We start from the raw sequence: 26964 nt of genomic DNA on the forward strand, positions 1-26964 counted from the left end.
CATTACAACTGATGCCAGCCATATTTTTTTCCATAAGCAATCAGCCATGCCACTACCCTGTTGTACGATTGCAGGCCCTGTGGCTGATTGTTGCTCCACAAGTATCGTTCGTATATCCAATTAAGCCACTGCTGTGCAGGATGCTTGTGTTCCATCACCCATTGCCGCATTTCTTTGCGATGCAACTGCAGCATGTAAGGCACTTCTTTGTATCGCTGCTTCGCCAAAACACTATCCCGCACCCACATGTCGCTGACGGCATAGTCATGCATTTCGGCATAAGTGCTGTATTGCAGCAATGCAGAAGTGGATTGTTTGCCAACTAAATATCCGATGAGATTGGCTTCGCTTTCGCTGCCAAAACCCAGCTGATGCGCCACTTCATGACTCACTGTAAACGGCAGCGTAAATGCAGGGGCGTGAAAGTTTACCTGCGCTTCGCCAGTGAATGGAAACAAATAACCACCGTAGCCGGTGTATGATTGTAAAGGCCCGAGCAGATTGGGTTTCAAACTGCTGTGCTCCAACGCAAGCCAGCTATATTGCTGTGAAGCATTTACATACGCAACAGTCACCATTTCATTGAGTTGCTGTCTATCCTGTGTCAATGATTGACGAATGGCAATGCTGTCTTTACTTAATGAATGTAGTCGGGCATTCACTGTATTCAACAGCGTATCTACATCGGCAGTAGTATACAAGTCCGGCTGCAGTTGTAGCAGATAAGCTGAACCTTTTCGGTAATAATTCACCCCCCAAATGCATTCAAACAAAATGTATATCCACAGCAACCATTTCAACAACTGTTGAACCAGATGCTTTAGCCAACCCAACTTTCCTGCGTATTGTTTTTTCCGTCGAATCGTTTGTACAAGTGTAAAAAGAAGGAAAACGAAAAGCACAGCTATCAACGCATCACCAACGCTGAATGGTAGCCAGCCAAACAGCCATCGAAGAGTTGCTCCGATGTATGGGTAAATGCCTTGTGCATAATAGGTTTCGATAATACCGGGAAACTGTTGCAACCACCAGATGAGCAGCACAATTACCACAGGAAAAATCCACTGACGAACAACGGGCGGTATGGCAAAACGTTGTTGCATGAAATGACAGACTTAGTTCACAAATCCCCAATAGATACCCAAACGGAAAAACAGTCCGGGCGTAGGATATAAAGGTGCAGCAAGATTATTGTTGACAAATGCAAAACCACGGCTCACACTCAACGTATTCAGGTTTTCCAAGCGGGTAAACAAGCGGAATGATCGAATACGCAAATGCAGGTACGCATTGATGTCGGGCTTGTTGCGGATCAGCGCAGTATCCTGCACTATCCACTGACCATTCATCGGGCTGAAATCATTCATTTTATATGCGGTATAGTACCGCACTTCCACACCTGTACTCAGCAGCAGGTTTTTGAAAAAAGTACCTTCATAAGCAATCCTGTTTTGCGAATACAATACAGGCAAATTAATCACCTCACTCGCCTCGGTTTGTACGTGAAGCGATGTATGCCAGTTCCAGCGCTTACTGAGCTTAAACGTTTTAGCGGCTCCCACATGAAGCACACTAGTCAAAGTTGATTCTTGCTTAAACGTGGTGTATGTATCCCAATATGTGTAATTGCTTACGAGATAGTAATTGCCAAACAGTTGCAGCTTCAGCGATGGCAGAAAATACTGCCCGCTGATTTTGGTCCAGTTTTCTTGTTTTAAGCTGCTGACCGTTTGATTGATAAATCCGGAAAGCGTATCAAACACAAAAGATGGTGTGCGGTTGGTATTCACAAATCCCAATTGCAATACACCAGCCTTTTTGCCCAGCTGTGTTTGCAGCAATACGTCCAGGTTGTAATCACCGGCATTTAGCCCACTCAGATATAAACGGGCATTGGCATTGATGTCCCACTTTCTGTTGCGGGTTCTGTTGCGGTACTCGCCCAATACATAGCTGTTATTGTATTTACGTGCCGTTACGCTGTCGTGCAACGCAGACAGCAATTGCAAGCCGGCACCCATTTTCAGAAACTGGTCCTGATTATTTTTTTGCGGGTACAATAAAATAGCTGCTTCATTGGTAAACTCTGTAAACCGATCATTGAGCAGCATGTTTGGATAAAAACTTTTTACCCCAAACCGCTGCCTGTACACACTAGCATAGGCATTGGTAGCAGCCGTATCTGTCAGGTATTCATCTTTAAAGCCAAACTCTTGCCTATTGTAGAGTATGCTGTGTTGTACCCGAAACCTGGGGTAAAAAACTTTCGTGTATGAAGAGTCTTCTTCATCAATTGTCAATACAGAGTCCTTTTGACCAAAATCGTATTGATGTCTGAAATACAGGATGCGTTGTTTGTAATCGTGTCCTGCTTTTACACTGGTAGCAAAAGGGTTGGCTGTAATGTCACCGTCTTCGCCCAACCAGGTGGGAATATTAAAACGTTGTGCAAATGCCTGATTGGTAGAAGTGAGAAATGTATCAGAAACAATGCCGCCATTGGTGGCCGATCGGTTGCGGTTGGTGATGTACATGAAATTGCCACTGTACCGTCGGTTGCGGGTGGCAAAGCCAGAAGCCAGGCGTATGTTGCTATGACTGGTATTGTTGTTTTTAAAATTGCCGGGCGAACCAAGGTACCTGAATTCAAACGAAGCATTCCAGGTAGGCGAAATGTTTTGCGTATGCAACGCTTTGATGGTTTGCTCCGACCGGCCACCCAGCAAGTAATCCAGCTCTGTGTATGGCCTTGTGGTTTGAAATATGCGGGTGCCTTCTACGGTGTATTTGTAGGTATCGTATGCATGAAAGCCCGGATCAAAACCAGGCTTCATGTAAGGTTGAAACAACAGTGATTGTGTAGCATTACCAAGGCTACCTAAAAACAACTGGTCTTTTTGCAACGGAAAACGCAACGAAAATTCGCCTACTGTTGAGTCAAGCAATCGGATACGACTGCTATCGAACATGCGGTAAAAAATAGTAATGGAATCTTCGTTGTTATCTCTTTGCTGTAAGCTATCGCCACCTTTCATTTTGCTGCCCGCTCCCATGGGCCGGCCTTGTGCATCAAAGCGGCCGGTACCAATACCGGTGGGCCTTTGAGCATGCAGCATTCCTGCCATCGACATGCACAGGCATAGCAGCAATGCCGGCATCCAATTCCGGTTTTGCAAATGGTTCATTAAGGAAGCGATTTTCATGGGCCGCAGATATTCCACTTTTACAATGCCTCTATCAGGCCCTTGAAGATAGCTGTCATTTTGGGTTCGGCAGCTTTAGCAGCTTCCAATACTTCTTCATGGGTAATGATGTTGTTTTCTTCCCGAATGCCCAGGTCGGTAATAACGCTGATGGCAAACACCGGCACATCCATATGTCGGGCCACAATCACTTCCTGTACGGTGCTCATGCCCACAGCATCGGCACCAATAATATGCAGCATTTTGTATTCGGCCTTCGTTTCAAATGTAGGGCCGGTTACACCTACGTATACGCCTTCATGTACCGCTATGTTATTGGCGGCAGCTACTGTTTTTGCTGTGGCAATCAAAGCTTTGCTATAAGGCTCACTCATATCAGGAAAACGAGGACCAAGCTCCGCCACATTGGGCCCAAGCAAAGGATTGTGGGCAAACAAACTAATATGATCGTTGATGATCATTAAATCGCCAACAGCGAAAGCTGGATTCATACCACCGGCAGCGTTGCTGAGCAGCAGTGTTTCAACGCCCAGCCATTTCATTACCCGAATGGGAAATGAAACATCGGCAGAAGAATACCCTTCGTAAAAATGAAAACGGCCGGCCATGCATACCACAGTTTTACCAGCCATTTTACCAAAAATGAGTTTGCCACTGTGCCCCTCTACTGTAGACACCGGAAAGTTGGGAATGTCTTCATACGGTATTTCACATTCTACCGTCATGTTCTCTTTAAAATTGCCCAAACCGCTGCCCAGCACAATACCGGCAACAGGTTTTTCACTATAATATGCTTTGATGACAGCAGTAGTTTCGTTTAGTTTTTCAATCAAGGTCATGTATCAAAAATTTGAGTGTTTGGAAGAAGCGGGTAGCAATGATGCTGCATTTTCTGGCTGCTGCAGCATTTGCAAAAAGAGTTGCAAACCCTGCATTTTTTCAGCTGTTAGTTCGTAATGTATGTTTTGGGTAAAATAGTATTGCAAGTCATAATCAGGAAACGGATGTGTCGCAACAATCTCTGGTATGTGTGCCATGCCTAAAGCATTGGCTTCATCAAAAGCCTGAATGAAATCGGCCGGCAGCGGCTTGTTGGCAATCCATGCAGCAAACACAAAAGGTAAGCCAGTCCACTGAAGCCATGCTTCCGCCAAATCATACACATGGGCATGCTTGCTTTGCAGGCTAAGCGCCCGGTCACCAATCACCACGGCAGCCGTACTGCCAGCAATCTGCTGTTCAAAACCAAGAGTGGCTGCTACCAATTCCACCGGCTGCTTCCAAAAATGCTTCAGCAAAAGTTGAGCAAGAGCCACCGATGTGCGGCTTTGATAATCGAGCATCACATGGGTGATCTGCTCCATGGGCACATCACTAAAAATGCAAACAGATGCAACAACGCCATGAGCAGCAATACCATATTTGCCCACTATTTGCGCATTGGCCACTTTGTGAAAAACAGCCACCGGGACAAGCCCCACATCAATAGTGCCGGCAATCAACTTTTCAGCAACTGCACTGGGGTAGTCTGTCAGTAAATCCATCTGCTGTAGCACCGGCATTTTGCGCATACCATACAGCAAGGGCAGCGTGTTGGAGTAACTCACTGCACCCACTTTTACGAGAGTCTTCGATTCGTCGGGCATATGCATTTTTTTGCGAAGTGGGCAAAGGTAAGCGATGCGTAGCCAACATGCAGGCACCCTTTGGGCTTGCCTTTGGCCAACAATGCTTTTAACATTTTCTAGCATGAGCTTTTTTACATTTCGCAACCATTAGCAGGATTATCGCACATCATCACTCAAAAACAAATGACATTAAACATTCTTTTCATGTAAGTTGAACCCCTACATTTGAGCAGTTTAATACTCCCCCTAGTCACTGTCGTGGGTTTGTGCTCTTGCAAACTGGCGTAAGTGCAGGTAAATATTCGTGTTATGCCGATTGATTACTCATTCCAGCAAGAAGGATCGAACGTTGTTAGTAACAGCATCAAGCAATGAATTTACTTACGAAGAGGCATTGGGCTACATTCAGGCCGTTGGCGAAGCTGCATTGAGCTCTCAGTGCAGCCATATACTCTGCGACGAAACAAACCTTACTCATCGTCTTGGTTTGGCCGAAACTTTTGAATTGGCTGAATACTCGGCCAACCTGGCAAAACAAGGAAACATTAGGGTGGTATTGCTATGCCACGAAAGCGTAAGTCAGGCAATTCAACTGTATGAAAATGCCACGGTTAACCGCGGCATGAATTTAAAAATTACAACCAGTAGAGAAGAAGCCAACGAATGGTTGTTTGGTTCTGCTTCCTGATGACTGACTCAATTGGGATTGATGTTAGCAACTACTTTGGCCTTCAATCTTTTTCCGGCATTAAGTGCTTTGAAAAAATCTCCGTAGAAAGCAGCGCTGTCCACATTTAACGCAATCACCGGTGTATCGGTTGCATTGGCCATCATGCGTTGCAGCTCATGCTCCAGACTATCGGTAGCAATGGGCTTTTGCATCAGATACATCTGCCGGTTTTTATCGATACTCACCACAATGGTTTGCTTCACCTTGGTATCATTTTTACCACGGGGGGTATCCACTTTTACCACATTGGGATTGGCCAGCGTACTCACAATCAGAAAGAAAAACAAGAGGATGAACAGGATATCGTTCAACGCTCCGGTGTGTACTTCGGCATGTGATTTTAATTTGCGGCGAATATTCATGAATCAACTTGAGAATGTGAAAATTAGCTAATGTGCTAATGTTCTAATGCACATTTCACATTAGCACATCAGCTATTTGTGCGGCTCTTGCAAAGTGTCTAAAAATTCTGCCGTAGCTACTTCCATTTTATTGGCAGTTTTATCCACCTGTGTATTGAGGTAGTTGTAAAAAAGGTATGATACCAAACCAATAATCAAACCTGTAGCGGAAGTAATCATTTTTACATAAATACCACCAGCGATGGTATTGAGTTCAAAGCGGCCAGAGGTATTGATTTCATAAAACATCTGAATCATACCAATGATGGTACCGAGGAAACCAAACATGGGTGCCATTCCTGCAATCATCGACAATACGTTGATGTTGCGTTCCATGTTATACATCTCAATTCGCCCTACATTCTCCATGCTCTTTTCAATGGCATCAATGGGTTTACCCAATCGCTGCAAACCTTTGTCAATGATACGGGCTACCGGATGATCAGTATTCTTCGTCAATGAACGGGCTGCAGTAATGTTGCCGTTCATGATGTGATCCCGCACAATATTCATGAAGTTGGGATCAATACGGGATGCTTTATTGATGGCAATATTTCTTTCTACAAAAAAATACACGGCCACCACCAATAGCAATGCCAATGGAATCATCAGCACACCACCCTGCGCAATCAATTCCCAAAGATTGATGGACTTAGCAGTAGCACCAGCCTGAGTGGCTACTTGTTGCATGGTATCTGTAAGCGCCTGATAGAGCAAAAACATGGGCAAGTAAATTATTTATGTATCAACGAATATGCAGGCAAATAATTATTCATGTTGTATTTGTCTGCGGCTATTAACAGTTTTTTACGCCAGTTGCAGCACTACTTTTTTTGTTCTTCAGACTTCATTTGCATCATACCCATAATACGGTTCATGGTACTTTGCATGCCATCGGGGCTGCCATCGAGAAATATCACATTGCCCTTTCCGTATTCAGCAAAGTTCTTAATGGCTTCTGTCCACATACTAAAGAGTATGACATTGGTATCGAGGTTGGCCTGTTTCAATTCTTCTGCAGCTTCACTCATACCCTTGGCTACTTCCTGACGGAACAGCGCCACACCCTGACCACGCAGTTGTGCAGCCTGCCGTTCGGCTTCTGCAGCAATCTTAATGGCGTTGCCTTCAGCTTCTGCAGCACGGGTTTTGGTAATAAGCAATGCCTGACCTTCGTTTTCAGCAGCGGCTTTCATATTGTGGCTGGCCACTACCCTGCTCATGCTTTCTATAATGGCCTGATCAAACGTGATATCATTGATTTGCAAATCGAGCAAATGATAACCCCAGGTTTCGAGGGTCTGGTCAATTTCTACTTTCACATATTCTACAATTTCGCGGCGCAAGCCCAATACTTCTGCCTGACGACGGGTAGCCACATACGAACGGATGTTGCCTTCAATGGTGCGAACCAATGCCTGCATCAATTCTCTTTCACTCATGAATTTGAAAGCCACCCGCTTGATGGTTTCTTCTTCTTCATTCATCACACTGTACAGCAGCATCGATTTGAAGTACACGTTGGCCTGATCGAATGGTAACCGCCTGAAATTCGAGTTCCACACTGCGGTTTTGAATACTCACTCTGGTATACACTTTTTCCAGAAAAGGAATTTTGATATTCAAACCGGGGCGCATAATGCGGCGGTATTTACCAAACATAGTAATCACAGAAATGTACCCTTGCTGAACGGTTACAATACCGCTGAGTACAAACAATACCGCAATAACGACGAGAGCAATAAAACCGTAGTCCATGCTATAAAAATTTGACGAAAGTTAATGGCGGCTTACCGCATTTAACTGCGGAATTATGCACCATTGGTAATAATGATGGCTGCGTGGTTACGCCTGTTCACCTGCAGGCTTTTCCGCTGGCTGTTTTTGCAGCAAGGTTTGAAACGGAATAGCAATGAAAATAACCAGCGCTGCGCCAATGAGATTGAGCCAGAGAAACGACACAATTTCCATTTTGTAAATGGTGACGACCAAGAGTTCGCTTACTACCGCACTCCAAAAAACGGCATCGCCTTTTACTTTTTTAATGAAAAAAGCTACGAGAAAAATGCCTAGAATAACACCGTAAAAAAGAGAACCCAAAATGTTTACTGCTTCTATTAAGCTGCCCATATTGGTAGCAAACATGGCCACCGCAATGCTGAACAAACCCCAGCCCAACGTGTATTGCCAGCTGAGTTTGTACGACGTTTTCTCATCGCAGTTTTTATTCACCACTTTGTGATGAATATCGATAACAGTACTGCTGGCCAACGAATTCAGCGCCGCTGCAATGCTGCCCCAGGCCGCCAAAATAATCACCGCTATGAGCAGGCCCACCAAGCCTTTCGGCAGGTTCTGTGTCACGAAATACAAGAAGATATAATTGGTGTCGCTGGTTTCGCCATTGGGTACAGCTTGCTTTAATACAGCAGCGTATTCTTTCCGTAATGATTGGAGTTGTTGGAAGTTTTGCTCCACTGCCTTTTGCATGGTATCAACATGAAAACCGTCGGTAGCAGGCCCTTGGTTTCTCAACCTATTGCGTTGCTCTTGCAGCAAATTGTACTCCGCTTCCAGCTTGTTGAGTGTCGGCGCAAATGCAGTGGTCTTGGCTTCTTTCACCAATGTTTGGTTGAAAAAAATTGGTGCCTGATTGAACTGGTAAAAAGCAAATACCAATACGCCCACCATCAAAATCACAAACTGCATGGGCACTTTTACCAAACCATTCATGAGCAGGCCAATGCGGCTTTCTTTCATGCTGCGGGCTGTGAGGTAGCGGCCCACCTGGCTTTGGTCGGTGCCAAAATAACTGAGTGCCAAAAAGAAACCACCAATCACACCACTCCACATATTGTAGCGGTCTTTCCAGTCGAAGCCTTTTTCTGTCATGCCATCGGTAATGATGTTCATTTTACCCATGCTGCCACCAGTGGCAATGGCTTCGGTAAAACCAACACCTGCCGGCAACAATTGTACAGCTACTACAGCAGCAATCAGCATACCGCCCATAATGAGCAGGAACTGCAACTGCTGTGTGTAGGCAATCGATTTGGCACCACCACTTACGGTGTAAATGATGAGCAACCCACCCATTACCAAATTGGTGAGGTAAATATTCCAACCCAGCAAACTGCTTACAATAATGGCTGGTGCATAAATACTAATACCGGTAGATAAACCGCGGCCCAGCAAAAAGAGAAAAGATGTGAGTGTTCTTGTTTTTAAATCGAAGCGTTGTTCTAAAAATTCATACGCTGTATACACTTTCAGCTTGTGAAAAATGGGTACGAAAAAGGCGCTGATCACAATCATGGCAATGGGCAAGCCAAAATAGTATTGCACAAAACGCATGCCATCGGTATAGGCCTGGCCCGGCGCAGAAAGAAACGTAACGGCACTAGCCTGAGTGCCCATAATGCTCAGCAATACCAACCACCAGGGCATGCTGCGGCTGCTTAAAAAATAACCTTCCAGCGTTTTTTCATGACGGCTTTTGTACAGGCCGTAAGTAATGATACCCGCCAGCGTAGCAATCAACACCACCCAATCTAATACAGCCATGATGCAACTCTTGAAGGATTATTGAAACAATTGACTGAGATAGGTAAACCACCAAATCTGCAACAGCAGAAATGCCAGTACCAAAATGTACCAAACCTGCCAATATTTACGGCCGGGCTCCCGCATTAATCACGTTGTTTTTTGTATGGTTTTCCAAATGCATACAAAGCCGCAATGATGATGCCAATGAGGAAACCCCATCGAAAGTTTTTGATGAGTTTGCCGATGATTAAGCCAGACACCGCAGCAATGATGAGCAATATTTCGGGACGACGCATGAATACAAATTAATGATAATGGAAATGCTTCAGCAACACTACGCTAATGTTTGGGCAATGCCAAGAGATTGGCCAACAAGCGGTAGGCGCCGGGCACACCGGCTGGCAGTTCGCGGAAGAAAACCAGAGCAGTGTACACAAAGTTGCCTTTGCCATATGGCGCAATAGCGAGGCTACCATTTTGCATGGGTTCATTAGGATCGTTGAGGCCCAAAGGCAATTGCCAGTTGGCATCCAATCCTTCTGCATGGTACACACTTCGCTCCTGCACCCAGCCTTCAAAATCTTTAGTGGTGATTTTATTCGGAAAATTCAACACCGGATGATTCGGCAATAAAAACTGCACCGGAGATTGCTCATCGGTAATACGTGTCCGGCCGATGCTAAATGGGTATGGCGCCATCTTCCCTTTCAACGAACTGATGAAATTGTTGGTGTTGTATTGTACAATCAGGTTGCCACCATTTTTTACGTAGGTCATCAAACCTTCGTAGGCTTGTGCCAAATAATCGTGAATGTTGTAGGCACGTACCCCCATCACCACAGCATCGAATTGCTTCAGCAATTCGGGTTTCAAATCGGCTTCTTTCAACTCTGTCACTTGATAGCCCATTTGCAACAAGGCCTCCGGAATTTTATCGCCGGCACCCGGTAAGTAACCAATCTTTTTGCCAACGGTTTTCAAATCGATGTGCAACACTTTCACCACATCCTGATAGTGCCAGGTTTGTGTGGGAATGTGGTCGTATTCAATCATACGGCGGGCATTGAAAAACTCGGCATCACCAAAGCTGCCACCGGGTTTGAACGACAAATGCAGCACATCTTCTTCCTTACCTGTACCCTTCATGTAATTGGGTACTTTCAAGGTGATTGTCTTTTTATCGTTGGCAGCAAACTGCATGGCCGACTGTGGCATTTGCTGCTTGTAGCCAGAGTTGGCACCGCTCAGCAAAATGTTGGGCGACGCGGCATTGGCGGCTTTTACCGATTGAATATTTACCTGCAACGTAGCACTGTCGCTGCTGTTTTTCCGGAAGAGCAACACACCCGGATCGTTGTATAACAAAAACGGATTGGTGACGTGTATCGGATTGTACAATTCTGCTTTTACCGGATCTACCACTCTGTATTGAATGCTGGGATTTACTTTGATGACACGATTGCCCAATGCGATGAACACTTCCAATGTTGGCGGCTCATTTTCACCCTTACCAATCAACTGCTGGTCTTGTACATCAAACATGCCGTCTTTCTTGGGCATGCGCAACCAATAAGGTTGTGTTTCCAACAAACTGTTACCCATCGGCACAGCATAAGGAATTTGTGTCCACACATTTGCCGGCAATGGTTTTTGTATGTCTTGAAATTTATCGTTGAAACCAATGGTACGGATGCTCATGGGAAAATCTGACCGGTTGATGATGTTGAGCATTAGCTTGGCAGAATCGCCTGTCACCACTGCAGGTTGCGTTACAATGGCTTCTGCATAAATACCTGCACAGTGCTGAATAATGCGATCCAAATCCCGCAGTTTAATTTTCACCCATTGGTCGAAGGGTTGAATGGCCAGCAACCTTGATTTTAATTGCAATAAGGCAGGAATACTGGCATCAGGATGCTCCATATCGTACAAGCGAATGATGCCGTTGATCATGGCTTCAATACCTTCTGCATTTTTCACCCTGTCCCAACTGGTGGTTACGCCATCCATCAATCCTTGCTTCACGGGCTCTCCGGCCACCAGGCTAAAATATTCTTTGGAGTTGCCCCGTTGGCGGCTTACGCCAAAACCCTGACTCTTGTGCTGGCTCCGGCTTTCACCGGCCAGTTCGCCAATGCTTTTGCCAGTCAGCGTATTGTACTGTCCCACTTCCAGCGAAAACTGTTTAGTACTATCAATGGTATTGGCGCTGCCAAAATTGAACGTGTTCCAAAGCACCCGCTTGGGCTGCCACACACGGGCTCCTTTACCAAACTGGTCGGTAAACTCATCGGCATTGCCTGCTGCTTCATAACCCAAACGGGCCATGATGCCGCTGGCACTGTGGTGACCGTGACCTGCTCTGCCATCTTCGGGAAAACGGGCAATAATCACATCGGGGCGAAACTGGCGAATCACCCACACTACATCGCTGAGCACGGCTTGTTTATCCCAAATGCGAAACGTTTCTTCAGGATTTTTGCTAAAACCAAAATCGAAAGCCCGGCTGAAAAACTGTTCACCGCCATCTATACGGCGGGCAGCCAGCAACTCTTGGGTACGAATGAGTCCGAGTTCTACGCCTTGCTCATCGCCAATCAGGTTTTGGCCACCATCGCCACGGGTAAGGCTAAGGTAGCCGGTACGATACAGGGCATGATTGCTCAGCCAGGCTATCAGACGGGTGTTCTCATCATCGGGGTGAGCAGCTATGTACAACACACTGCCCAGCACTTTCAGCTTCTTGATGTCCTGCAATATTTGACCGGCGGAGGGTGTCTCCGGCACTTGCGCCAACGCAGCAAAACCCGCCAGCATCCCCAATCCTGTGGCCAGTATTATTTTGAATTTATTCAACAGACACATGATTTTCTATGGCTTCAATAGATGATTAAAAAAAATAATTGGTCGGTGTTAAACCATTGTTTTTTTCTGGTACGATGCTTGATATATTCACAGTGATCTGATTAACCCCAAACCCCCAATTTAAACTATGAGACGTTTTAGCCTCGCCCTTCTTTCATTATTCGTAGTAGCCTTGCTGGTTAGCAGTTGCTCTGGTGGCATGAGCATTCAGGCAGCAGCCAATGGCAAACAAAAATGTGGCCGCGGATTTATCCGTTAATATTACTCACGTAGTGAGCTCTCACCCATAGTTGAAGCGACCACTTTGCAGTGGTCGCTTTTTTATTGTTATCGGGCGGCGTTGCCAGAGTTGACCATAAACAGTGCATTGGCCATCAGCAGCTTGCCACTTTCCCAAAAGTTGCGGAACAATACATCGTCGGCAAAGAACACAACAGAGCCACGGCCCACAGGCACTTCGCCAAACAGTACGCCATCTTTCAGTTGTGCCTTGGCTTTGTTGCCGGTGAAGCCAGCTATTTGTGCCTCTTTTTTAATGACACCCACATTCCAGCCATTCTCCATAAACTCGTACACATTGTTGTCGGCCTTGAGGGTAAAATAGGTTTTATCGAAACCATAGCCCAACGGATGTGAGTTGTCTACCTCTACTTTGAAAATGCTGCCGGGGTTGTTGTATTGCAGGCTTTCTTTTTCCTGGTTTTCGTAGCGGCGAACATTGTCGTACAAACCATCCTTTTCGTCGGCTTCTTTTTTATTGCTCAGGCCCCAATCGGCTTGCACCAGCTGGCTCACTGCATTTTCCATTACAATGAGTTTACCACCCTGCTGAATCCATTTCTTCATAGCACCATCTTTATCAAACAAGGGTTTGTAATTGTAACCTTCTGGCAAAATCACCACATCGTATTTATGCCATGCAATGCTGTTGAGGTTAGCTGCATTAATCAACGTTACCGGGTATTGCAAATCTCTTTCGAGGTAATGCCACACTTCGCCGGCACCCAGACTACTGGTGCCTTCACCTGTAGCCATAGCCACTCGTGGGGCATGCATAATTTTCACATCGGGGCTACCAAAGTCGGCACCTTTGTCCATAAATCCAGTGGCCACGGGTACCAGGGTTACCCGATGATCGGTTGCCAAATCCGCAATCTTTTTTCGAGGTTGGCCACATGCTGGTTCGATGTCTTCAGTAAGATTATTGTACCTGCAGGGTAAGTGGTGCCCTGATACTCAAATGAACGCTGCGCTACCCGTGGCTTAATGCCAGCTTTGAGACAAGCTGCTACAAAATTGGCCTCGCTATTGCTGCGCCAAGGCAGCAAATAACCGTACTGCATGGGTGGCACCACCGGCATCATCAAAATAGCAGGCACGGCTTTGTTCACAGTAAGTTTTTCTTTTACAGCAAAAGCCTTGAGGCCATGTGCGTAAGGAATGCTCCACGCTGTAATGTCGTATGTAGCACTATCAGTAATTTTTGAGGTGGGTTCAAACAACACTTTGGCCATGGTGCCACGTGGTTGCACGGTGCTAATGACGATGTCGCCTTTCTCTACATTAAAAACTTCTTCTTTACCGCTGATATAGTTGAAACCTTTGGCAGGTGCAGCAGCGCCATAGCCCCATTCAATACCATTGTTGGTGAGCAAGTCTGTAAGACGTTTGATTTTGCCTTCGTTGCCTTTTTCTTTCACCACAAAAGTTTTGTACTCCCCTACGCCGTTTGTACGGGCATTGGCAAAAAACTGCTGGAAGTTTTGCTGCAAACCGGTAGCATTTTTTGAAGCAATTTCTACGGTGCTAATACCGGTGGTGAAATGATGTTCGGCACGGTCAACCAAGGTGAGGGTGTCACCGTCTTCGTTGCGGATAGCAAGACCTGCACGAATACCCCCCTGCTCATAGGTCATGCCAATGCTGCCATTGTAAGTAGGCCATGTATCGCCATAGCTGGGGTAAAACAGGTCGAAACGTTCTTTGGTAAAAAACAGCCAGTTGTTGGCATCAAAATATTTGGCATGGTTGCGGCCAATACTTGTTTGAAACTGGCGCTGCCAGGGCGTAATCACTTCATGAAAAGGCTCAGCGGCTGGCGCAAAATAGTAGGGTTCGTTGAAGCCCTGCTCATGAAAATCGACATGTACATGCGGCATCCACTTGTTGTATTGAGGAATGCGCTGCTGGGTTTCTACCTGCGTTTGCCAGGCCCAGTCGCGGTTGAGGTCGAAGTTGTAATGGTTGCTTCTGCCACCGGGCCAGGGCTCCGCATGTTCCCGTGATGATGGGTCGGCATTCATACGGTCGCCCACCACGCTGTTGTACCAGTTTACATAGCGGTCGCGGCCATCGGGGTTGATACAAGGATCAATAATGACCACGGTATTTTTCAACCACTCTTGCGCCTTGGCATCGGTGAGTAAAAAATAGGCCGTCTTCATGACCGCTTCGCTGCTACTGGCTTCGTTGCCATGCACGTTGTAGCTCATCCACACAATGGCGGTACCATTTACCTGACCATTACCCGCTGCCAATCCTGCCAGTTGCAGGTTGTTTTGGCGGATGCTTTCCAGCTGGCCCATGTTGGCGGTACTGGCAAAAGTGGCCAGCAACAAGGGGCGGCCTTCATTGGTGCGGCCATATTGCTCCAGCTTCATTTGTGCAGGGGCAGCTTTGGCCAAGGCTTCAAAGTAGGCCACAATTTTGTGGTGGGGCGTAAAACGTTCGCCAATTTCATAGCCTAAAAATGACTTGGGCGAAGGAATGCTTTGTGCGATGCCAAACACGGCCAACAGCAGCAAGCAAAGAGTAGCAGTTATTTTTTTCATACCAGATAAGTAGGACAACAAAGATTAAGGAAAAAAGCTTTGCAGCCTGTTGGACGACAGAACCGCAGAAACCTTGGTAGTAAATGACCTCCATTCGTGGAAAATTCAAGGGCTTTCTCTTCCTACCAATCGCAAAAGCGATGCAGTAGCATTCCCATCTTTCCCTGATATTTGGCTTCCACAATATTTCACTGCTTATGAAAACGATTGCTCGTTTTGCATCCTTGTCTTTTTTACTGCTGGCATCAGTTCAGCTGTTGCAGGCACAGCCCAATGGCTTTCAATATCAATTGGTAAAACATGCCGAGTACAACAAAGCGGCAGTGAGCAGTGCTCATCCTTTGGCCAGTGAGGCAGGCATGTATGTAATGCAGCAAGGCGGCAATGCGGTAGATGCGGCCATTGCAACCCAGTGGGCATTGGCTGTGGTGTATCCCACGGCAGGCAATATTGGTGGCGGTGGGTTTATGGTGGCGCACCTCAAAGGCGGCAAAAACGTAACCATTGACTACCGTGAAATGGCCCCGGGCAAAGCCACCGAAAACATGTACGTAGATGCAACAACGGGCAAGGCCAATACCAGATTATCGCAAAGCGGTCACCTGGCCAGCGGTGTGCCGGGTACACCGGCAGGTTTGTTTGCATCGCTCAAATATGCCAAACTGCCTATGAAAAAATTGATTCAACCCGCTATTGATTTGGCAGAAAAAGGGTTTGTAATTACTGAAAGAGAAGCCAACCGCCTGAACAATCTGCAGCAGCAATTGGAGAGAGTGAATACTAGCCTGCCTGTTTTTTACAGAGAAAAGAAATGGCAGGCCGGCGATACCTTGATACAAACCGATTTGGCCAATACCCTCAAACGCATTCGTGACAAAGGCCAGGCGGGTTTTTACGAAGGCGAAACCGCCGATTTGATTGTGAATGAAATGGAACGTGGCGGCGGAATCATCAGCAAAGCCGATTTAAAAAATTACAAAGCCATAGAAAGAACGCCGGTTGTATTTATGTACAAGGGCTACGAAATCATTTCGATGCCGCCCCCCAGCAGCGGCGGCATACTCATTCATCAAATGCTGAAGATGCTGGAAAACCGGCCACTGGCCAGCTATGGTTTTCAAACGGCAAAAAGTGTGCAGCTCATTACCGAAGTTGAACGTCGTGCCTATGCCGACCGTGCCGAACACTTAGGCGACCCCGACTATTACAAAGTACCGATGAAAGGATTGGTTGCCCCTGCCTATTTGCAGCAACGCATGGCCGATTATGACAGCACCAAAGCATCAGTAAGCAGTAACATTAAACCCGGAGTGATTAAAGAAAGCATGGAAACCACCCACCTGAGTGTGATGGATACGGAAGGCAATGCAGTAAGTGTAACCACTACCCTCAACGGTGGGTATGGCAGCAAAGTGGTTGTAGGTGGTGCCGGCTTTTTTCTCAACAACGAAATGGACGACTTCAGTGTGCAACCGGGCGTACCCAACATGTTTGGCGCCATTGGTGGCGAAGCCAATGCCATTGCCCCGGGCAAAAGAATGCTGAGCAGCATGACTCCCACTGTGGTACTGAAAAACAACAAACCATTTATGGTGGTAGGAACACCCGGTGGTACTACCATCATTACATCCGTTTTGCAAAGCATCGTTAATGTGGTGGACTACAACATGAATGCTTTTGATGCAGTAAACAAACCAAAATTTCACCATCAGTGGCAACCCGATGAAGTACGGGTGGAAAAAGATTTTCCGCTGGATGTACGCAAACAGCTGGAAGCCATGGGCTACAAAATTGTAGAAAGTGGCGCCTGGAGTGCTACCGAAATGATTTTGGTAAAACCCAACGGCAAACTGGAAGTAGTGGGCGACAAACGCGGCGACGACAGTGTGGCCGGTTGGTAACCGCTACAGTAGTTATTGCAACTCCCCTAATTATCTTCTGAAATAAGTAACATACCTGCGGGTGGATTGCTGGGTTTCTGCACGTAATCGGTTACGGCCTCTGAAATCAAGGTTTTCGTAAAACTGCGACAGCACTTGCTGGTTTACAAAGTCTACAGCAGTGATTTGCATGCTGAGCCATTGCTCATCATCTTGCCAGCGCCGGTTGATGTACCAGCTGCCACTGAACTGCTGATTGTTGTCATTTACATAACTCAGCGTACCGTTGTCGTAAAATGTAAACCGGCCATTGTTGAAAGGTATACGGGCCGAGTTGCCGCCCCAACCCATAGGGTTCACATCGTCGATGCGCCATTCGCCAAGGATGCGGCGTTCGGCTGTGCGGTAACCTTCTTTAATGCAGCCGGAAGTAACAACAGCCAAAGAGGCTGCGAGCAGTGTAACAGTCAGTTTCATAGGCATTGATTTGTGTAGCCTAAATTTCCTGACGGTAATGTTTACAGAATGTTACAGCCCCATTGATTAACAAGAGATTTTGTGAACAGAATTCTAATGAACTGCTGACTATAAACCATCCAGTTTGTAATCAATCTTCATGTCCATATCCATAGGAATTTCAATGGAATTGATTTTAAAAATACCAGACAACTGTTGCTGCAAACGAGCTGTTTGCATCAAGCCCGTGCCAAGGTTAACATAAATCAAGCCTTGTTGTTTGCCCTTAAAATCTGCATCCAGTTTCATACCCATGATGTCGAATGCCGTATTGTCTTTGGGCTGGCCCAATGAAGGCGGACTAGCCAAAGCCAAACCGGGCATGGCCACCTGCTGATCAGCATTAGTAATGGTTGATGTCAGCGCTATTTCTGCGATCCCATTTTTCACCGACTTCAATTCAAAATCGTTATTGATAACCATGGTAAAAATGGCCTTCATCCGAATCTGATTTTTCCATTTGGCACCATCGTTTACTTTTTTGCCGGGCAACACATAAAAACATTGCTCCAGCATGCCGCTCATCATGTCGTCATTTATCAATGGGCGAAGTGCAGTAGCCAGTTGCTTGCGTAGCTGTTCTTCCAAGGGCTGTAAGCCAGCTTCCACTACTTTCCACAAACTATCGGTAGATACTTTTGTCAGCACTTGACCTTTGGGTGAAATAGTTGCCGTGAACTCAATTCCCGTCATCATATCCATTACCCGCAAAGCAGCTGAATCTTTCTGCGAAAGACTGTCTAGCGAAAACATGGTTTTATCCTTCCCCTGACTCAGGTTGTAATCCTCATAGGCAAAAGCCACCTGTGTGTTGCCATCGGGCAGGGTATCAAACCGTAGCAAACTACTAATGCGGGTATTCATGGGCTGCTTCAACTCTTGTCCCAGCATTTTAATGGTCACCTTGCCACTAACATCTGTTTGCAGCCGGTAGCGGGAATCATCAGCAGGCTGAAAACGCAAATCGTATTTTCCTTCGCGGCAGCCAGTAGCAGCTACCAACAGCAACAAGAGTAATGCTTGACAAAATTGTTTCATGACAGTGTGGAATGCGCCAAAGATACCGGCTGAAAGTGAATAGTCCACGTGACTGCCATTTGCTAATTGACAAGTGGCTGAAACAAATAGAAATGCCCCGCTTCTTATTCAAAATTGCCGTTACTTTCGCTCTGTGATTAGTCAGGAAACCGTACAGCGCATTATCAACAGCATCAACGTCCTCGAAGTAGTGGGCGATTTTGTGCAGCTCAAAAGAAGGGGCGCCAATTACCTTGGCCTCTGCCCTTTTCATGGCGAAAAAACACCTTCGTTTACGGTCTCTCCTTCCAAAGAAATATACAAGTGTTTTGGCTGTGGCAAAAGCGGCAACTCCATCAGCTTTTTAATGGAGCACGAAAAGCTGGGCTATGCAGAAGCCCTGCGTTGGCTGGCTAAAAAATACAATATCGAAATTCAGGAAACGGAAGTTGATCCTGAATACAAAGAAAGACAGCAAACGGCCGACAGCCTGTACATCATCAACCAGTATGCGCAAAAATATTTTGCAGAGCAGCTTTGGGAAAATGAGATGGGCCAGGCAGTGGCATACAGCTATTTACAACAGCGGGGTTTTACCGACGAAACCATGCGAAAGTTTGGTTTGGGCTATTGCCTCAACGAAAGGGATGCATTTACCAAAGACGCATTGCACAATCAGTACAATAAAGAGTTGCTACTGAAAACCGGTTTGGTATCGCAGCGGGATTATGGCCTGCAAGACAATTACCGCGACAGGATTATTTTTCCCATTCACAACCACATTGGTAAAATCATTGGCTTTGGTGCCCGTCTCATTAAAAACAGAGACAATGCACCGAAGTATATCAATACACCAGAGAATGAACTGTATGTAAAAAGTAAAATTCTCTACGGTATTTATTTTGCCCGTCAAGCCATTGAGAAAAGAGATGAATGCTTGCTGGTAGAAGGTTATACAGACGTTATTAGTTTGAACCAGGCCGGTGTAGAAAACGTGGTGGCCAGTGGTGGTACTTCATTAACACCCGACCAGCTCAGGCTGATAAAACGTTACACCAAGCATCTTACCATTTTGTACGATGGTGATGCTGCGGGTATCAAAGCGGCCTTGCGTGGTTTGGACTTGGCACTGGCCGAAGGTTTGTATGTACGTTTGGTACTGTTGCCCAATGGCGAAGACCCAGACAGCTATGTACAAAAAGTGGGCAAAGATGAATTCAACGAATACATCAATAACAACAAGAAAGACTTCATTCTTTTTCAGACAGAACTGGCGCTGAAAGAAGCAGGCAATGACTCCCAAAAAAGAAGTGAGGTAGTCAACCGCATTGCAGAAAGCATTAGCAAAATTGATAAGGCTGAAGACTTCTCCCGCCAGCAAGATTACATCCGCCAATCAGCAAGTTTGCTGAAGGTAGACGAGGAAGGTTTGATTAACCTCGTCAACAAGTACATCCGGGAAAAACTGCAGAAAGAGCAGCGTAAAAACCTGCCCGATCAATCGCCATTGCAAGAGGCAGAAACAATGCCCGATGAAGTGGTGGATGCCAACCTTGCATTGCTGCTCACCAACGAACTGCAAGAACGTGCCGTGGTGAAAAGCCTGCTGCTGTATGGCTTGCTGCCCCTGCAGGAAGAAAGTGAAGAAACTGTAGCACAGTTCATTTTCAACAGCCTCGAAAACTTTCATTTCGATAATACCGAATTGGAAAAAGTGTACCTGCTCTACAAAAGCTGGTACGATGCCGGATTGGAGCCTACCGAAAAATCTTTCGTGTACTACCCCGATGAAGCACTCAACCGCCTGGTGATTTCGCTGCTGGAGTTTCCATACGAAATCAGCCCCAAATGGGAGGAGATGATTCAGAGCCGCCGCATGTCGGATATTGAGCAAAGCCGGAAAGATGCCAACTTATCGGTGAGTTATTTTAAGCTGCGCAAACTGAAACAAATGCTGGAGCAAAACCAACAGGAGCTGGAGCATGAAAAAGATCCATTGGTACAGCAGCAGTTGATTGAACTGCACATTGAGCTCAAAAAGTTTGAACGGGAAATTACTTCTGTACTGGGTACGGTTATCCTGAAATAAGCTGGGCAGAAATGTTTACCAAATACAGAGCTGCTATTGCTTTTCCAGCATATCGCTGTACGAATGTGTAAGCAAATGTGAAGGCTGAATATCCAGCAACTGCATGTAGTGATTGCACTGCTCATGAAGCTTGGCTGCGCCAATATTTCCATCTATATCAATGGCTTCTATTTCAACAAAAGTGCCCAATCCTTCTACATTGTCCAGGTGAAATTTCACATTGTCGATAAAGTATATTTCTCTGGCTTTGTGCACGGCTACTTTTACGCCCCAAGCAGCTGCCAGCACCGATTGTAAGTCATGACTATCGCCATGCAGTTGTGTCATGTTTACAGCAGAACCTTTGGGTGTGGCACTGTTTTCCCTTGCATAAAAAATAAGTGAATACTCAATATTGCCACGGCGAAGTTTAAGCCGCCCGTTGGGACAGTTAAAATACACATCGGTTTGATGATCGGTGCCTTTGAAATCGGCTCCCGCCGCCATAAGAACGGCCCTGGCTTTTTCTAAATCGTCGCAAGTTGCTTTAATTTCTACATTCAGGTGTGCTGCCATAATGCCGGCAAAATACAACCTTCATGCATGCCAATGCTATTGCACTTCTTTTACAGCAGGCAACGTTGCTTTAGCTGCCGTACCCGATAAATTTTGAATGAGTAAATCCGCTACTGCATAGCTTTCTACAGCATAATTGAAATAGGCAGGTAGCTGAGTGCCCCAACTTACACTACAGTTTCGCAAACGAATATTGCTGGCCTTATCAAAATAAAAACCAGAAGTGGAACCTGTTACAAATCCATCTGCTTCACAAGGGCGGCGGTCGTACAAACCTCCCGGCAGACTGGTGGTTTTGTGGAGTTGTACATCTACGCCATCAAAAAAGATATCCTTGATTTTATCTGCAGTCTCGGCACTTACAAACACACCGTTTTCACCCACACATTTGATGTTGCTAAATGTAATGTTGCGCACCACGCCCACCCGGCCTTCAGTCGCTCCTGCAGGAAATCGCCAGTTAGCATCTTTGTGGTTCACTTTAGCCCTTTTAAATGCAGTGATGTAAATAGGCTCTGCTTTACCCCACCATACATCGCTGAACAAACGGCTTTCAATAATCATGTTGGAAAAAACGACATCAGTCACCACACCCTCATCACGATGCTGAATGCCTACACCCCGGTTGCTGTTTTTAATGATGCAATTGTTCACCAACACCTGCCGTATGGTATCCATGTTTTCAGAACCAATCTTGATGGCGCAGCTGCGGGAAGTCATGGTGCAATTGGTAACCACAATGTTTTCGCATACGCCAAACTCTTCAAACTCCCTTCTGTTTTTCAAGCAAATACAATCATCGCCGCTTTCGATATAGCAATCGCTGATGCGAACATTTTTGCTGTGGTCAATATCAATGCCATCACTGTTGCGCACCTTTAAACTATTTTTCAGCGTGATGCCCGAAATCACCACATCATCGCAACCAATCAGGTGTATGGTCCAATAAGCTGAATTACCAATATGCACATCACGAATGCGGATGTTTTTGCCGCCAATAATTGTGAGCACATGTGGTCTTGGATCGAGCACATGAAAAGGTTTCAACACGTAAGCGTCCGCTTCTTCAGCACCCATAAATGCAATACCGTTACCATCAATTGTACCGGTTCCTGTCAGGCTAAGGTTCTCTACCTTTTCAGCACCAATCCAAATGGTGCCTTCACCCGGGTTTTTCCTGAAAGCTGATACCTTATACAACTGCTCATCCGGACTCGCTTTCACCACTGCATTCGCCGCAACATGAAATTCTACATTCGACTTCAGTTGAAATGGTCCACACAAAAAGGTTTTAGATGCAGGCACCAGTACCCTGCCACCACCCGCCTTATGGCAGGCATCTATAGCTTTTTGAAACGCAGCGGCGTCATTGCTTTTGCCATCGCCTTTGGCACCAAAAGCCTGCACATTAAACACCTGCTGGCTCATGCCTGCATGACCAACTAGCAATAAGCAGCATCCTAAAACGTATCGAACGATTTTTTTCATCTTGATTTTTTTACCATTTTTCTGCAGAACGATTTTCGGGCTTACTACCCCAAGTGGTGGGCTTACTACCAAACTGAATTTCCAACACACCACCGTTTGCAATCATGGCATGGGTGATATAATTTTTTGAGTACAGTTTACCGTTCCAGCGAACATTTTGTATGTATTGATCTTCGGCACTTTTTTTACTGCACCGAATAGAAAAACTTTTCCCAGCCGGCAGTTGAATATCAATGGAATCAAATAAAGGTGCACACAACATGTATTCAGCATTCACCGGATTAAGCGGATAAAACCCCATGGCGGCAAACACATACCAGGCACTCATTTGCCCTGCATCATCATTGCCACTTAGTCCACCGGCACCATCGCTGTACTCAGTCAATAAGATATCACGTACATGCAGTTGTGTTTTCCAGGGCGAAGCCGTGAAATTGTACATAAACGGAATTTGATGGCCGGGTTCGTTGCCATGCCAATATTCAGCTTTGGTAAACAAACTATCTAAAGCGCTTTCCAATGCAGCAGAACCGCCCATTAGCGTGGCAAGGTCTTGCACGGCATGCGGTACATAAAAGCTGTACTGCCTTGCTGTGCCTTCTGTAATAAACGGCAATCGTACATCTGGTTGAAATGGTTGATACCAACTGCCATTGGCGTATCGGCCATTCATCATGCCTACCTGCTTATCAAAAACATTTCTATAATTGCTGGCACTCTTTTGTAGTTGTGCTGCATCTTTTTGAAAGCCCAACTGCTTTGCAATAGTAGCTAATGCATAATCATCGAAAGCATATTCCAAGGTGCGGCTCACTTGCTCTTTTTGTGAAATGCGATGGGCACACTGTCTTCCATTGGAATGTAGTCATACCTAAGCCAGGAATCCATGGCACGTCGGCCAACACCATTTACATAAGACAAACTATCGGCTACTTCAAAAGCATTGCGCCGCATGTAGCCGTATGCTTTTAGTACATCATAATTGCGTAGGCCCCGGTTATATGCCGATGCAATAAATGCAGTTACATGATCGCCAATCATGGCACTGGTATAACTATTCCAGCAAGGAAAAATAGGCAACCATTTGCCTTGTTCTGCTTTCAAAATCATGGAGCGGACAAAGCTGTTTGTCAATGATGTATCCACAATACTCAACAGCGGTAGTTGTGCCCGGTAAATATCCCACATCGAAAAATCGTCGTAGTAATTGCCCTGTTGCAACTGCATTACTTCTCCATTGCCCGAAAATTTCGGATAAGCTCCATTCTCATCATTCATTAAGCGGGGCTGCTGAAAACTATGGTACAACGAAGTATAAAATATCCGCTTCCATTGTTCATTGCTGGTTGTCACCCGAATGGTGCCCAAAGCCTGCTGCCACTCAGCAGCGGCTTGTTGTTGAATGCTTGCCCACGAAGCAGTGCCAATTTCAGCCTGTAAGTTTTGCCGGGCATTTTCAATGCTGGTAAAAGAGGTACCCATGCGAAGCGTAACCCTTTCGCCTTTACGCAAATGATAACCCACAAAAACACCCATTCCTTTTACCTCATGAACTGATGCATTGAAGAATATTTTTTCCTGTACAAAAGAACCTGCTACGCCAGGCGCTATGTCTGTCGATGCATACATCCATCCGCTAAAACCGGCAGGCTTACCCCATCCCTGATAAATGCGGTGCACATCGTTTCGCCCCTGCATGGTTCCTGTGGTTGCATCTACACTGGCAAAGCCTTTTGCATAATCCGTATTTGGAATCAACAAGAGGTACAAACTATCATCTTGCAACATGGTAAATTCCATAATGCCAGCCCGGAGTGTACCTGTCAATGCAGCAGCATAACTCTGTGTACGTATGTTGTATTGTGTTGGGTCCGATTGTTCACTGGCATGCTCAAGAGGAGTAGCATATGCTGCTGCTGTTGTCCGCAGTTTGCCTACTACCGGCACTATAGTAAAGCTGCCATAATCTTGCATGCAGGAGCCACTAATCCAGTGCGTTGCCCGAAAGCCCGTAAGTTGCTGATCGGTGTAGAGATAAGGTGGAATACACTTGGTTTCTGTGGTACGAGTTTCAGGTACCCACTGTGTCATGCCAAAGGGCCAACCCACCGCAGGAATGGTGTTGGCATTCTTTTCGGTACCACCAGCTTCGCTGTGTTTTACAGCAGCAGGTGTAGTGGCTGGCGCAGTGCCCGCCATGGGTTGCACATATTGCCACAATGGTTGTGCTACTGCTTGCCGGCAAAGCAGCAACAGCACAACAACAAAAGGCTTGGCCAACAATTTGCTCCGCATAACATGATTTATTCGAGCACCATTACAAAGCCACCATAACCTTTTACGGAAAGCTGTTGCGGTGCCTGATGAATGTTGATTGTTTGCTGACCAAACAACTGACCATTTTCTACATCTGTAATAATGGTCGCTGTCGACTTTCCAAACTGATGCAGATTCAATGCCCAGCTCTTGGCTTTTGCCTCACCGTTGATGCCAGCGATGTACCATTTGTTGCCGCTCTTTCTCGCCATCACCACTTCTTTTCCGGGAAAGCCTTGCAGCAAACGCACATCCTCCCAATGATTGGGCAATTGCTGCAAAAACTCCTGCACAAACACAGGCACCTGACGCATACCATCGGGGTTTTCTGCATAGTGCTGAATACCCGACAAAAACAAAACAGACAAGGCCAGTTCGAAAGCACCGGAAGTACGACGGATTGATTTAGAATGTGTTAACCTGTACAAATTCATGGGCGTAAAATCCATGGGATCAAAAGCATTCCGGGTGAAAGGAATGACTGTGCAATGTGCAGGTTGATTGTCGGCGGCCGATTGCTCAAAGGTGACCATTTCCATACCGTAGATGGCTTCTGCCGTCATGAGGTGAGGATAAGTTTTGTGCCAGCCACGTGGAAGTGTGGCTCCGTGAAAATTGATGAGTAATTTATAATCCGCTGCGTCTTCCAAAATGTCAATGTAATACTGCATCATCGATTGTCCGTCGCCACCAAAAAAATCAATCTTGATACCTTTTATACCCATGGCTTGCAATCGGGCAAACTCCTGCTGCCGGCTTTCTTTTGTGAGCAACAATCCTTTGGGATGATATTTTACTGTGTTCCAATCGCCGGCAGAATTGTACCACAGCAATAGCCCTACATTTTTAGTAGCCGCATACTTCGCCAACTCCTGCACTTTTTCATACCCAATTTTTGTGTCCCAGTCTGCATCGATGAGGCAGTATTGCCACTTCATTTGCGCAGCGTAATCGATGTATCTTTTTTGCTCATCATATACAATGAAATCATCTTTCGAATTGATCCAGCTCCACGATGCTTTGCCCGGTTGCACAAAGCTGTAATCTTTTTTGGCTGCAGCAGGTGCCAGGTCTGTACCAAGTGTAGATTGCGCAATGCTCGCCATAGTACCAATAGTGAGAATACGCCATGGCGATTGCATAGCCGAACTGTATTGTGGCAAGTGGCCCAGATTGGTAAATACTTCACGGGGGTCGGGATAGGTGACTTTGTATATCGCTTTTCCGGAATCGTTGCTAAGCCTTGTACCACAATAGCGGCCGTCCATGTCTGTTTCGGTAATGATCAGCCAGTTGTTGCCGGTTTTAAACAAAGCCGGGTACACCCAACCTGCCATGGGTGATGGCGTACCAGCCGCAATGCCCATCATGTATTTTTCTTCGTAAGAAGGATGGCAATGTTCCCATCCTGTTTTGGCCACACTCATAGGTTGCAACCAGCCTTTGGCAGCAGTGCTCAATGCATAAGTAGTGTGCTCCTCTAGTATGGTTGTTGTTGAATTGATCCATGGCAATACATATCGAAAAGCCACGCCATCATTGCTTACCCTAAATACCACGTGCATGGATTGCTGCTGCGCATTTTTGACCACCACTTTTATTTCATTGGCTACATAGCGAATGTTTTGCTTCTTGGCATTGACCATGTTGTACGTTTCTTGTACCAACATGGGTTTGCTGGCACTCACCCATTGCAGCTGTGTTACAAAATTGCCGGCACTGGTTGATAAGCCAAGCAATGAAGGCTGCAACACTTCGGCCTGCTGCCGGAAAACAGCATATTGCAACTGACCTTTCGAGAGCCAGATGTTGACGGCAATAGACTTATCGGGACTGCTCACCTGGCTAGCCTGTTGTGCTATCACAGGGATTTGGCTACACAGCATTATCACTGCCCAC

Annotated in this window: 22 protein-coding genes and 1 pseudogene; 4 read left to right on the plus strand and 19 right to left on the minus strand. The window is 46.1% G+C overall.

Annotated elements, in window-relative coordinates:
- Positions 1 to 2: 2 nt before the first annotated feature.
- Genes GLV81_RS09705 through GLV81_RS09720 form a run of 4 tightly spaced genes read right to left on the minus strand, consistent with a single transcriptional unit; the run spans position 3 to position 4849 of the window.
- Complete coding sequence (locus GLV81_RS09705) at positions 3 to 1103, minus strand: DUF3810 domain-containing protein (protein WP_157478691.1); 1101 nt, start codon at positions 1101 to 1103, stop codon at positions 3 to 5.
- Between the two features lie 12 nt (positions 1104 to 1115).
- Positions 1116 to 3203, minus strand: a complete 2088-nt coding sequence (locus GLV81_RS09710; protein WP_157478692.1) for a putative porin — start codon at positions 3201 to 3203, stop codon at positions 1116 to 1118.
- 20 nt (positions 3204 to 3223) lie between these two features.
- The gene (locus GLV81_RS09715; RefSeq protein ID WP_197428197.1) at positions 3224 to 4042 is read right to left on the minus strand and encodes a purine-nucleoside phosphorylase; all 819 of its coding nucleotides are present in this window, start codon (positions 4040 to 4042) and stop codon (positions 3224 to 3226) included.
- 3 nt (positions 4043 to 4045) lie between these two features.
- The gene (locus GLV81_RS09720) at positions 4046 to 4849 is read right to left on the minus strand and encodes a menaquinone biosynthetic enzyme MqnA/MqnD family protein (RefSeq protein ID WP_157478693.1); all 804 of its coding nucleotides are present in this window, start codon (positions 4847 to 4849) and stop codon (positions 4046 to 4048) included.
- Positions 4850 to 5180: 331 nt separating this feature from the next.
- Between GLV81_RS09720 and GLV81_RS09725 the strand changes: the two genes are divergently transcribed.
- Positions 5181 to 5519 (plus strand): hypothetical protein, encoded by a 339-nt coding sequence (locus GLV81_RS09725; protein ID WP_157478694.1) that lies wholly within the window; start codon positions 5181 to 5183, stop codon positions 5517 to 5519.
- An 8-nt stretch (positions 5520 to 5527) separates the two neighbouring features.
- On the opposite strand, the gene GLV81_RS09730 is transcribed toward GLV81_RS09725, so the two are convergent.
- From GLV81_RS09730 to GLV81_RS09755, 6 genes and pseudogenes are all read right to left on the minus strand, one after another.
- Entirely contained in the window at positions 5528 to 5923 is a 396-nt protein-coding gene (locus GLV81_RS09730; protein ID WP_157478695.1) for an ExbD/TolR family protein, read from the minus strand.
- A gap of 72 nt (positions 5924 to 5995) precedes the next feature.
- A complete protein-coding gene (locus tag GLV81_RS09735; protein WP_157480721.1) occupies positions 5996 to 6685 on the minus strand; it encodes a MotA/TolQ/ExbB proton channel family protein in 690 nt (229 codons plus the stop codon).
- Between the two features lie 101 nt (positions 6686 to 6786).
- Positions 6787 to 7720: pseudogene (locus GLV81_RS09740) on the minus strand (SPFH domain-containing protein).
- A gap of 87 nt (positions 7721 to 7807) precedes the next feature.
- On the minus strand, positions 7808 to 9526 hold the full coding sequence (locus GLV81_RS09745) for a sodium:solute symporter family protein (protein ID WP_157478696.1): 1719 nt from the start codon (positions 9524 to 9526) through the stop codon (positions 7808 to 7810).
- A gap of 125 nt (positions 9527 to 9651) precedes the next feature.
- The gene (locus GLV81_RS09750; protein WP_157478697.1) at positions 9652 to 9804 is read right to left on the minus strand and encodes a hypothetical protein; all 153 of its coding nucleotides are present in this window, start codon (positions 9802 to 9804) and stop codon (positions 9652 to 9654) included.
- 43 nt (positions 9805 to 9847) lie between these two features.
- Positions 9848 to 12364, minus strand: a complete 2517-nt coding sequence (locus GLV81_RS09755) for a PIG-L family deacetylase (RefSeq protein WP_197428198.1) — start codon at positions 12362 to 12364, stop codon at positions 9848 to 9850.
- A 136-nt stretch (positions 12365 to 12500) separates the two neighbouring features.
- Between GLV81_RS09755 and GLV81_RS21225 the strand changes: the two genes are divergently transcribed.
- Positions 12501 to 12632 (plus strand): hypothetical protein, encoded by a 132-nt coding sequence (locus GLV81_RS21225; RefSeq protein WP_281350667.1) that lies wholly within the window; start codon positions 12501 to 12503, stop codon positions 12630 to 12632.
- Positions 12633 to 12700: 68 nt separating this feature from the next.
- Here the strand turns inward: GLV81_RS21225 and GLV81_RS19355 are convergent, their stop codons facing one another.
- Positions 12701 to 13519, minus strand: a complete 819-nt coding sequence (locus GLV81_RS19355; protein ID WP_197428199.1) for a hypothetical protein — start codon at positions 13517 to 13519, stop codon at positions 12701 to 12703.
- Positions 13498 to 15204, minus strand: a complete 1707-nt coding sequence (locus GLV81_RS09760; protein ID WP_197428200.1) for a M14 metallopeptidase family protein — start codon at positions 15202 to 15204, stop codon at positions 13498 to 13500. Before GLV81_RS09760 ends, GLV81_RS19355 begins: the two co-directional genes overlap by 22 nt.
- Before the next feature lie 197 nt (positions 15205 to 15401).
- Here GLV81_RS09760 and ggt point away from each other — a divergent pair, with 197 nt between their 5' ends.
- A complete protein-coding gene (ggt, locus tag GLV81_RS09765) occupies positions 15402 to 17105 on the plus strand; it encodes a gamma-glutamyltransferase (RefSeq protein WP_197428201.1) in 1704 nt (567 codons plus the stop codon).
- Positions 17106 to 17135: 30 nt separating this feature from the next.
- Here ggt and GLV81_RS09770 read toward each other — a convergent pair whose 3' ends face one another.
- Both GLV81_RS09770 and GLV81_RS09775 read right to left on the minus strand, forming a co-directional pair.
- On the minus strand, positions 17136 to 17561 hold the full coding sequence (locus GLV81_RS09770) for a hypothetical protein (RefSeq protein ID WP_157478700.1): 426 nt from the start codon (positions 17559 to 17561) through the stop codon (positions 17136 to 17138).
- 108 nt (positions 17562 to 17669) lie between these two features.
- Positions 17670 to 18638, minus strand: a complete 969-nt coding sequence (locus GLV81_RS09775) for a DUF6263 family protein (RefSeq protein WP_157478701.1) — start codon at positions 18636 to 18638, stop codon at positions 17670 to 17672.
- 133 nt (positions 18639 to 18771) lie between these two features.
- Here GLV81_RS09775 and dnaG point away from each other — a divergent pair, with 133 nt between their 5' ends.
- Positions 18772 to 20706, plus strand: coding sequence for a DNA primase (dnaG, locus tag GLV81_RS09780; RefSeq protein ID WP_157478702.1), 1935 nt, complete (start codon positions 18772 to 18774; stop codon positions 20704 to 20706).
- Positions 20707 to 20739: 33 nt separating this feature from the next.
- On the opposite strand, the gene GLV81_RS09785 is transcribed toward dnaG, so the two are convergent.
- The 5 genes from GLV81_RS09785 to GLV81_RS09800 are packed head-to-tail and all read right to left on the minus strand — an operon-like array spanning position 20740 to position 26930.
- On the minus strand, positions 20740 to 21261 hold the full coding sequence (locus GLV81_RS09785) for a class IV adenylate cyclase (protein WP_157478703.1): 522 nt from the start codon (positions 21259 to 21261) through the stop codon (positions 20740 to 20742).
- 36 nt (positions 21262 to 21297) lie between these two features.
- Positions 21298 to 22749 (minus strand): glycoside hydrolase family 28 protein, encoded by a 1452-nt coding sequence (locus GLV81_RS09790; protein WP_157478704.1) that lies wholly within the window; start codon positions 22747 to 22749, stop codon positions 21298 to 21300.
- A gap of 10 nt (positions 22750 to 22759) precedes the next feature.
- Positions 22760 to 23563, minus strand: a complete 804-nt coding sequence (locus GLV81_RS21230) for a GH92 family glycosyl hydrolase (RefSeq protein WP_197428202.1) — start codon at positions 23561 to 23563, stop codon at positions 22760 to 22762.
- On the minus strand, positions 23560 to 25044 hold the full coding sequence (locus tag GLV81_RS21235) for a glycoside hydrolase domain-containing protein (RefSeq protein ID WP_197428203.1): 1485 nt from the start codon (positions 25042 to 25044) through the stop codon (positions 23560 to 23562). The genes GLV81_RS21230 and GLV81_RS21235 overlap by 4 nt, the downstream gene beginning before the upstream one ends.
- A gap of 8 nt (positions 25045 to 25052) precedes the next feature.
- A complete protein-coding gene (locus GLV81_RS09800; protein WP_246185917.1) occupies positions 25053 to 26930 on the minus strand; it encodes a glycoside hydrolase family 97 protein in 1878 nt (625 codons plus the stop codon).
- Between the last annotated feature and the right edge of the window lie 34 nt (positions 26931 to 26964).

Source organism: Phnomibacter ginsenosidimutans (genome assembly GCF_009740285.1).
GTDB lineage: Bacteria > Bacteroidota > Bacteroidia > Chitinophagales > Chitinophagaceae > Phnomibacter > Phnomibacter ginsenosidimutans.